Here is a 2,699-nt window from a genome sequence, read left to right as displayed (position 1 = left end):
TGGGAAAGGGATCCCCCCTAACCCCCCTTAATAAGGGGGGAGCTTAATAAGAGGGGAACGGAAGCCTTAATAAGGGGGGAACGGAAGTGGGAAAAAATCCTGTTTACCTCATTACTACGAAAACCGCTATAACAATAATTTATAACTATAATTAATTATATTAATAAAACTGGAGGCGAAACTGCTAGGACAACTAACTATAGAGCGTTACATTGAGGCATATGGGGTGGCTGTTGGCTTGACACTCCCAACCTATGTCGTTCTAGCTATCCCAATGGCGTTCCTGCTAGTCTCGCAACTAAACCCCAATAAATAGGTATAAAACGGTATTTAACTGTACAAAACCGACATTGACATTTTGCTAGCGCTAGAGTATAGTCAAGAAAGAAGACACAGCAGTTGACGATGCCAAAGAAAGTGGGCTATCCCAAGAGACTATCGACTCAAATTGTCCCCGTGGTGGGGATGAGTAAGTCGGTAGAGTTTGAGTTGTTGCAGGTAATGAAAAAACTAGGTGTCGTCAGGGCTGAGTCTTACAACAAACTCGGAAGCATTAACCATTGGGGACTGGACTGGAAAAGCGATGCAGCGCGGTCTTGGGGGTTTCCCCCATGAGCGACTGCATCAAGACAAGGCTATCCCGGAAGTGAAGAGCTTCAGGACTCCCGATACCTTGGGGCTACCTGCTAAGTTAATGGATTGGACTATTAATGATGTAGCGAAAGCCATTACAGCGAGCCAGGCGGCCTGTACCGATGCGGTAATCAAGAAAATCTACAAACGATTTCCGGGGAAGGACAATCAAAAGACCAGAAAAGAACTTTGCTTTCAGCTTAAGACCTTAGCATTTATGGACAGTCCACTCCTTCACCGACTGATCAGAAAGGAGTTTCAGCGAGGACATTCTTGGGTCAAAAATCAGATAGTTTATCAACAAGTAGGCTATAAGTGCAGAAGGCTCTCCCGCAACACTTATCAGTTAGAGCTAGCTGGATTAAGAAGAGGAAAAAGAAACAGAATAATCGTCAGATCTAATCGCCAAATAAGTGGGCAGATTAGATTAATCCACAATCAAACTTTACAAAGATTTGAGATTCACTTCTTAGTAGACTATGGAACCGTAGAAGTACCCGCCAACCGCCGTCCTGTTGGGATAGATAAAGGGTACACAGAGGCTTTCTATGACTCAGATGGCCAAGGGCATGGTTTGAACTTGGGCAAGGCGACTACTGAAAAGTCCGACCGTATTTGTGCCAAGAATCGTAATCGAGGGAAGCTTTGGGCAATACATAGAAAACTGGAAAAACTAGATCCAGTCAAATCGGCTCGAATACTAAAAAATAATTTAAACCGAAAGACAGAAAATAAGCGCTACAGACAGAATCAGTCAGAGCTTACAGCAATAATAGGAGCTGCTTCTAAATCGCTGTTTAATGGCGAATCACTCTTAGTTTTTGCGGAAGATTTAACACAACCAATCAAAAATAAACGCCAGTCCAAGGCGATGTCTCGCAAGCTCAATAGTTGGATGAAAGGAGTAATGCGGGATTCGTTACAGAAATGGGCTAATTGGACTGGGTCGGTTGTGAAAGAAGTCCAGCCTAGTTACACGTCGCCAATTGACTCCGTGACCGGAACCCTTCTGGGGAAAAGAAGCGGGGACAGTTTTACCAGATTTAATGGGGTCGTGTTGCAGGCTGACCATAATGCTGCCAAAAATATCCTTGACAGAGGTACGGATCAGGAAATCACCCGGTACATGGTTAAAACCGAGGTACAGGCAGTATTGTTGCGTCGTACCGCGCGTTTCTTGGAAGGAATGGGACTTAGTTTACTTGATGCAATCGAGCTTGGATTGCTTAATTGCAAGCATAGCAAAACTAAGGCTTTTAAGGAACTCCTGGTCGAGATGCCAGGAACGCCTAGACAGATGAGTGGGAGGCTTGACTCCAATTGCTGACTACCACTCCTCCCTCAGGCAACAATAAATTGCACCTTGACCGTTTTATACCGGATTATCCAGATTAATGACGGTTTAAGAGTATCTCATCAAAGTTCTCACAATTGGCTTTCGAGTCCTTTTGTCTATAGCAGCAGGAAATTTGGCGTTGCTGAATTAAGGAATGAATGCGCGATCATCTGGTTTTATTAAAGCCCCCGTGGGTCCCCCAATTCTGGGGGACTTGTCTTGATGCAATAGCGAGTGGGGGAAACCCCCAAGACCGCGCTGCATCGCTTGAGAGTTTTGTTCCCCCACCGGTGCGCTTTCCGTCGGCGAATTAAATTCGCCACGGGTCGCACCGCAAAATTGGGGGGCTAGGGGGGCAAAACCATACCCATAATCAGCAACGCCGGAAATTTAGATTAAATCACAGATAATTAAACCCTTGTTTATTTGATAGCGCTTATCCTAGTAATAAGTTATACTCACCTCTTGCCCCATTCTCAATAAGCTTGGTTCATGTAGGGTGGGCAGTGCACCAGACAGATAATGAAGCTTGCAAAGCGCGTTGGTAGGCACTGCCCACCCTACGATTAATGACAATGGTGCAAGATCTCAGTTATACAGATTTTTTGGCGTTGCTGAATCAAGGAATGAATGCGCGATCATCTGGTTTTGGTCAAGCCCCCGTGGGTCCCCCAACTTTGCGGTGCGACCCAAGGGCGATTTACTCGCCCTAGGAGGCGCGCACCGGAAG

General features: G+C 45.6%; 3 protein-coding genes. 2 read left to right on the top strand and 1 reads right to left on the bottom strand.

Annotation, left to right across the window (positions count from 1 at the left end):
• Window positions 1-405: 405 nt before the first annotated feature.
• On the top strand, window positions 406-615 hold the full coding sequence (locus F6K20_RS33115; RefSeq protein ID WP_287263861.1) for a hypothetical protein: 210 nt from the start codon (window positions 406-408) through the stop codon (window positions 613-615).
• Window positions 584-1,960 carry a zinc ribbon domain-containing protein gene (locus tag F6K20_RS40270; protein ID WP_353736873.1) on the top strand — a complete coding sequence of 459 codons (1,377 nt, stop codon included), beginning with the start codon at window positions 584-586 and terminating at the stop codon, window positions 1,958-1,960. The genes F6K20_RS33115 and F6K20_RS40270 overlap by 32 nt, the downstream gene beginning before the upstream one ends.
• Before the next feature lie 188 nt (window positions 1,961-2,148).
• Here the strand turns inward: F6K20_RS40270 and F6K20_RS33105 are convergent, their stop codons facing one another.
• Window positions 2,149-2,292, bottom strand: a complete 144-nt coding sequence (locus F6K20_RS33105) for a hypothetical protein (protein ID WP_193431516.1) — start codon at window positions 2,290-2,292, stop codon at window positions 2,149-2,151.
• Window positions 2,293-2,699: the final 407 nt, after the last annotated feature.

It is taken from the genome of Moorena sp. SIO2C4 (genome assembly GCF_010672485.1).
Classification (GTDB): Bacteria; Cyanobacteriota; Cyanobacteriia; order Cyanobacteriales; family Coleofasciculaceae; genus Moorena; species Moorena producens.
This window is presented reverse-complemented; position numbering and strand designations above follow the sequence as displayed.